This window comes from Grimontia sp. AD028 (assembly GCF_000973155.1).
GTDB classification, from domain to species: Bacteria; Pseudomonadota; Gammaproteobacteria; order Enterobacterales; family Vibrionaceae; genus Enterovibrio; species Enterovibrio indicus.
In genome coordinates this window covers 1-6,686 of record NZ_LASY01000013.1, presented here as the reverse complement: position 1 = coordinate 6,686, position 6,686 = coordinate 1, and the positions used below count along the sequence as shown (strand labels likewise).

Annotated in this window: 3 protein-coding genes, 1 tRNA gene and 1 rRNA gene; 1 reads left to right on the top strand and 4 read right to left on the bottom strand. The window is 49.5% G+C overall.

All coding sequences use genetic code 11. The features are described from left to right. Nucleotides 1–42 precede the first annotated feature (42 nt). On the bottom strand, nucleotides 43–3,717 hold the full coding sequence (gene metH / locus RN22_RS03080; RefSeq protein WP_046303036.1) for a methionine synthase: 3,675 nt from the start codon (nucleotides 3,715–3,717) through the stop codon (nucleotides 43–45). A gap of 194 nt (nucleotides 3,718–3,911) precedes the next feature. Here metH and RN22_RS03075 point away from each other — a divergent pair, with 194 nt between their 5' ends. After that, nucleotides 3,912–5,246: a sodium:proton antiporter gene (locus RN22_RS03075; RefSeq protein WP_002541279.1), complete on the top strand. Its 1,335-nt coding sequence runs from the start codon at nucleotides 3,912–3,914 to the stop codon at nucleotides 5,244–5,246. Between the two features lie 41 nt (nucleotides 5,247–5,287). Here RN22_RS03075 and metA read toward each other — a convergent pair whose 3' ends face one another. The 3 genes from metA to RN22_RS03060 all read right to left on the bottom strand — a co-directional run bounded on the left by metA (nucleotide 5,288) and on the right by RN22_RS03060 (nucleotide 6,600). Further along, a complete protein-coding gene (gene metA / locus RN22_RS03070; RefSeq protein WP_046303035.1) occupies nucleotides 5,288–6,244 on the bottom strand; it encodes a homoserine O-succinyltransferase in 957 nt (318 codons plus the stop codon). A 150-nt stretch (nucleotides 6,245–6,394) separates the two neighbouring features. Beyond that, nucleotides 6,395–6,510, bottom strand: a 5S ribosomal RNA gene (gene rrf / locus RN22_RS03065). 14 nt (nucleotides 6,511–6,524) lie between these two features. Continuing rightward, nucleotides 6,525–6,600: transfer RNA gene (locus tag RN22_RS03060), tRNA-Thr, on the bottom strand. Between the last annotated feature and the right edge of the window lie 86 nt (nucleotides 6,601–6,686).

The following is a 6,686-nucleotide window of genomic DNA, read 5'->3' as shown; positions in this document are numbered from 1 at the left end:
CGCTATTTCTGATCACCTACCTACTGTGATTGGTATTAGAGATTAACCGTTGAGGTTTGGCCCCAACCACTTCTCTGCTTCGATCAAATCCCAGCCCTTGCGATCGGCATAGCTGTCACGCTGATCTTCCTGGATCTGCGCCACAGCAAAGTAGCGTGAATCAGGGTGCGAGAAATACCAGCCAGATACCGATGCGCCCGGCCACATGGCGTAACTGGTGGTCAGCGACATACCGATGGTCTCTTCCACATTGAGAAGCTCCCACAAGGTGCCTTTCTCCGTGTGTTCAGGACAGGCAGGATAACCCGGAGCAGGACGGATACCCTGGTATTTCTCACGGATCAGGTCATCGTTCGATAGGTTCTCATCCGCAGCGTAACCCCAAATTTCCTTACGGACATGTGCATGCAGGTATTCCGCAAACGCTTCAGCCAAACGGTCTGCCACCGCCTGAATCATGATGGCGTTATAGTCATCGCCCTGAGCTTTATATTCGTCCGCAAGTTCACGTTCACCAATACCGCCTGTTACTGCAAACGCACCAATCCAATCTTTCTTACCGCTCTCTTTTGGCGCAACGTAATCGGACAGACAGTAGTTGAAGCCTTTTGGTTTCTCCGTTTGCTGACGAAGGTTGTGCAGCACTTTCGCAACCTCGGTACGCGATTCATCGGTATAGACTTCAATGTCATCACCCACACTTGCTGCCGGGAATAAGGCGCACATACCACTGGCTTTCATCAGGCCTTCGCGTTCAACGCGATCCAGTAGATCGTTAGCATCTTTGAACAAGCGCTTCGCTTCTTCCCCTACTTCTTCGTGCTCAAGAATCGTCGGGTACTTGCCCACCAATGACCAGGTCATAAAGAATGGCGTCCAGTCGATGTAGTTACGAAGAGTCGCCACATCAAAGTCTTCAAAAACATGAACACCCGGTTTCGCTGGCGCTGGTGGTGTATAGCTTTCCCAGTCGATAGCAACTTTGTTCTCACGTGCCTTTTCAAGCGTCACTGGCTTGGTACGTGGGCGCTTACGTGCGTGCTGCTCACGCACCACTTCGTAATCCGCTTGAAGCTTCTCAACAAACGCAGGCTTGAGTTTCTCAGACAATAGCGACGAACACACACCCACCGCGCGTGATGCGTTATTTACATACACCACTGGTTGATTGTAGTTTTGCTCAATCTTCACCGCCGTATGGGCTTTGGAGGTCGTTGCACCGCCAATCAGTAGCGGCAGGTCGAAGCCTAAGCGCTCCATCTCTTTCGCGACATGAACCATTTCATCGAGCGATGGCGTGATAAGACCGGACAGACCAATGATATCAACGTTCTCTTCTTTGGCGACTTTGAGAATTTTCTCGCAAGGCACCATCACACCGAGGTCGATGATTTCGTAGTTATTACATTGCAGTACAACACCAACGATGTTTTTACCGATATCGTGAACATCACCTTTTACCGTTGCCAGCAGAATTTTACCGTTGGTGGAGCCTGCCTGTTTTTCAGCATTGATAAAAGGCTCAAGGTGCGCCACCGCCTGTTTCATTACGCGGGCTGATTTCACGACCTGAGGCAGGAACATTTTACCTTCACCAAAGAGATCGCCGACGACGTTCATGCCGTCCATCAGTGGCCCTTCAATCACTTCGAGCGGCTTAGATGCATTAACGCGGGCTTCTTCTGTGTCCTCAACGATGAACTCGGTAATACCTTTCACCAGGGCATGCTCAAGACGTTTCTCTACCGCCCAGGTTCGCCACTCCAGCGCAGAAGCATCTTCTTCTTTGCCGACACCTTTATTCGCGTATTCCGCTGCGATATCAAGAAGGCGCTCTGTACTGTCGTCACGACGGTTCAGTACCACGTCTTCCACCGCTTCACGCAGTTTCTCGGGAACGTTGTCGTAGATCTCAAGCTGACCGGCATTCACGATGCCCATGTCCATGCCGTTCTTGAAACAGTGATAAAGGAACACAGCGTGAATAGCTTCGCGCACGTAGTTGTTGCCACGGAACGAGAAGGAGACGTTCGACACACCGCCTGAAATCATCGCATACGGCAGATCGCGTTTGATGTCTGCAACCGCATCGATAAAGTCGACGGCATAGTTGTTGTGTTCTTCAATACCGGTTGCGACAGCAAAGATGTTCGGGTCAAAGATGATGTCTTCTGGCGGGAAGCCAACTTCGTCCACCAGAATGCGGTAGGCATTGGTACAGATTTCGAGTTTGCGCTCACGGGTCTCTGCCTGACCGACTTCATCGAAGGCCATAACAATAACGGCCGCACCATAGCGACGAATCAGCTTCGCCTGCTCAACGAATTTCTCTTTACCTTCTTTGAGCGAGATGGAGTTAACGATGCCCTTACCCTGAATACACTTCAGGCCAGCTTCAATCACTTTCCACTTGGAAGAGTCGACCATGATCGGCACTTTGGAGATCTCAGGCTCGGAGGCACAGAGATTCAGGAAGCGCACCATACAGGCTTCCGCATCCAACATGCCTTCATCCATGTTGATATCGATGATCTGGGCGCCGTTTTCTACCTGCTGGCGTGCCACTTCCAACGCTTCATCGTACTGCTCTTCTTTGATCAAACGCTTGAAGCGCGCAGAACCTGTCACGTTGGTACGCTCACCAACGTTGATGAACAGGGTTTCTTTTTCAATCGTCAGTGGTTCGAGGCCTGACAGGCGACACGCTACCTGAAGATCTGGTAATGCACGGGGCTTGACTGTCTTGGTCGCCTCATACATGTGGCGGATGTGCTCTGGTGTGGTACCACAACAGCCACCAATCATGTTCAGGAAGCCACTTTCCGCCCACTCTTTCACATGAGCAGCCATGTCCTCCGGAGACAAGTCATATTCACCGAAGGCATTCGGAAGGCCGGCATTAGGGTGCGCAGAAACAAAGGTTTCAGAGATGCGTGACAGTTCTTCCACGTAAGGGCGCAGTTCATCAGGGCCCAATGCACAGTTCAGACCAAAGGAAATCGGTTTGACGTGACGTAGAGAGTTATAGAAAGCCTCTGTCGTTTGGCCTGACAAGGTACGGCCTGATGCGTCAGTGATCGTGCCGGAAATCATCACTGGCAGTTGGGTGCCCATTTCTTCGAAAACGGTCTCAACCGCAAAAGCACAGGCTTTGGCGTTCAGAGTGTCAAAGATGGTTTCAATCAGAATAAGATCAGCGCCGCCATTGATAAGCGCGCGGGTAGACTCAGAGTACGCCGTTACCAGCTCATCAAAGCTGACATTACGGTAACCGGGATCGTTAACGTCAGGAGAAATCGAACAGGTGCGGTTAGTTGGACCCAAAACGCCAGCGACAAAGCGAGGCTTATCGGGATTTTTCGCTGTCCACTCATCAGCGACTTCACGCGCCAACTTGGCTGCCGCAAAGTTAATCTCCTCACTCAGGCTTTCCATCTCATAGTCAGCCATGGCGATGGTGGTCGCGTTAAAGGTATTGGTTTCCAGGATATCCGCGCCAGCTTCAAGATATTCGGCGTGGATGTCTTTAATCATCTGGGGTTGCGTCAACACTAAAAGGTCGTTGTTGCCCTTCAGGTCGCAGTGCCAATCGGCAAAACGTTCACCGCGGTAGTCATCTTCTTCAAGCTTATAGCCCTGAATCATGGTGCCCATGCCACCATCGATGATCAGAATGCGTTCCGCTAACAGTTTTTCCAGTGTTTCCTTACTACTCACAACCGCAGATCCTTCTTATATTGCTCGCTATTCGCATAGTATCACAGACCAAATGGAAATCTAGACGTCTAATTAAACTCAGCCAAACGTTAACCTCTCTGCTGACACACAATTGTTGTAGTTTTCTGCGCCGCTTGGATTTATATTTCGTTACAACTTTCCGAATCATAATCTCAGCCTACACGGGGTCATCAATGACCGTCTACACAACACTCTGCTTTCTCGCTGCGGCAGCCATGCTGATTGCTTTTATCAACAGCAAAATTGGCCAAATGCAGACAACCATCGCTATCACTGCCGGTGCCCTTATCCTCTCACTTGGGATCGTTATCTCGGGACACAACAATTGGTTTGATTTAAAAGACCTTGCTGCCGAGACCCTCAATGAAATTCACTTCGATGATTTCCTGTTGAAGGGCGTGTTGGGTTTCTTACTTTTCGCTGGCGGCCTGGGAGTAAAGCTACCCAACCTAAAAGATCAGAAATGGGAAATTACGGTGCTGGCACTTGGAGCGACGTTGGTTTCCACCTTCTTTATCGGTGGTGTCGCCTGGCTCTTCTTCCAGCTCATCGGCATTCCGTTCGATTTTATCTACTGCCTGCTGTTTGGTGCCCTGATTTCTCCCACAGACCCCATCGCTGTTCTTGCCATCGTTAAAAAGCTCAATGCGCCAAAGCGTATCTCGACGCAGATTGAGGGCGAGTCCCTTTTCAATGATGGTTTTGGTCTGGTGATTTTTATCACCCTGTTCACTGTCGCATTCGGCACTGAAGCTCCAACCGTAATGGGCGTCGTTGAGCTCTTCCTGCATGAAGCGATTGGCGGCATCGTGTATGGCTTCTTACTTGGCTTGTTGTTCCATTACCTGATTTGTCATACCGATGACCACTCAATGGAGTTATTACTGACCTTAGGCATACCAACAGCAGGCTATGTGTTTGCCAGCCTGATTGGCGTTTCTGGGCCGCTCGCTATGGTCGTGGCTGGTATCATGATTGGTAACTGGACGCGCTACATCGGCTTCTCAAAGGAAAGTGAAGATCACTTGGACCATTTCTGGGAGTTAGTCGATGAATTCCTCAATGGTGTGCTCTTCCTGCTAATCGGTCTAAGCATGCTGACATTCAGCTTCCATAAGGAAGACTGGATCATCATGGCATTCGCTGTGCCGCTGGTGCTGGTATCGCGCTATCTCAGCGTCCGTCTTTGCTATGTTGGTTTTAACCGTTACCGGGACTACAACCCTTACTCAGTGAGAATTCTAACCTGGGGAGGATTGCGTGGAGGCCTTGCGATAGCAATGGCGATGGCTGTTCCTGCCGGTTATATGGTGCTGCCAGAAAAGAATATTGATGTAAGGGAAATCATTCTGGTGATGACTTATGCCGTTGTGGTCTTCTCTATTCTGGTTCAGGGCTCAACCATCACCAAGATGATTGAGAAATCCAAAGTTGCTGAGCGGGATATGGAGATCAAACCTAGCAGTTATCAAAATACCGAACCAAGAACAGAAGTCACTCAGGACTAAACCTCAAAAACCAAAAAAGCCTGCAATCGCAGGCTTTTTTATTACTCATCATCGTCGTCTTTGGTAAACGCTGACTCTGAGAAATGATCGAGGTCGTAAGGCGTTTGCTGGTAAACACAGTAGTTAAGCCAGTTTGCAAAAAGCATGTGCCCATGGCTTCGCCAGCTTACATAGGGTTCTTGTGTTGGATCGTCATCTGGATAGTAATTAGATGGTACTGCAGGTTCCATACCTTCACCTACGTCACGCACATACTCGTTATGCAGCGTATGGGAGTCATACTCTGGGTGCCCGGTGACAAACACATTTCGTTTATCTTTGGTTGCCGCTAGGTAAGTACCGGCAGTTGCGGAGGTTGCGAGGATATCGAGATCGGTATGCTCAGCCAAGAACTCAGGAGAGAAGTCCGCATAGCGGGAATGTGGTGCAAGGAACGAGTCATCAAAACCACGAAGTATAGGGTTTTTACTGTGCTCTTTATGTGTTTTATGCCAGTACACGCCGGATAGCTTTTCCTTACGTGTTTTCTTAGGCAAATCATAAAGCAGCTTCAGACCCGCTTGCGCCGCCCAGCACACATAAAGCGTCGACGTCACGTGGTCTTTCGCCCAGCTCATGATGTCCTGCAAATGTTCCCAGTAAATCACGTCTTCAAACTGAACCAGACCCAAGGGTGCGCCTGTCACGATCAATCCATCGAAATTGCGCTCACGGATACCTTGAAACTGCCTGTAGAAAGTATCCAAGTGCTCGGTAGGAGTGTTCTTACTCGGTCTGTCATCAATACGCAGCAGTTCAACATCAACCTGAAGGGGGCTATTGGAAAGCAAACGCATAAACTGCGTTTCTGTTTCAATCTTCTTAGGCATCAGATTGAGAAGTAGTACTTTCAGAGGACGGATGTTCTGACTTTCTGCGCGGGTCTCCGACATCACGAAGATGTTTTCCTGACGCAGGGTACTGGCCGCCGGTAACTGATCAGGAATTTTAATCGGCATCTTAAATCACTCCCTCGTTAAGATGTATAGACGTCTAGAATTCCATTAACCCTATAACATCCCCTTTAGGGGTTCAAGTACATTTGTGAGATTGATCAGAGGGCAGATATGAAAAAACCCGCAGCGTTTCCGCTACGGGTTTGAAGAGGCATCTGGCAATGTCCTACTCTCACATGGGGAGACCCCACACTACCATCGGCGCTGCAACGTTTCACTACTGAGTTCGGCATGGGATCAGGTGGTGCCATCGCGCTATGGTCGCCAGACAAATTTTAAATTCTGGTGCTGATACCCAGATTTGAACTGGGGACCTCACCCTTACCAAGGGTGCGCTCTACCAACTGAGCTATATCAGCAATTCTTATCCGCCTGAAGTCTTACAATAACTGCTTCATTTAGATGAAATTCAAGCCTGGCGATGCCCTACTCTCACATGGGGAGA

Bases quoted from the DNA above. Each gene is read 5' to 3' on its own strand.
- RN22_RS03075 (WP_002541279.1), top strand. From the start codon at position 3,912: ATGACCGTCTACACAACACTCTGCTTTCTCGCTGCGGCAGCCATGCTG.
- metA (WP_046303035.1), bottom strand. From the start codon at position 6,244: ATGCCGATTAAAATTCCTGATCAGTTACCGGCGGCCAGTACCCTGCGT.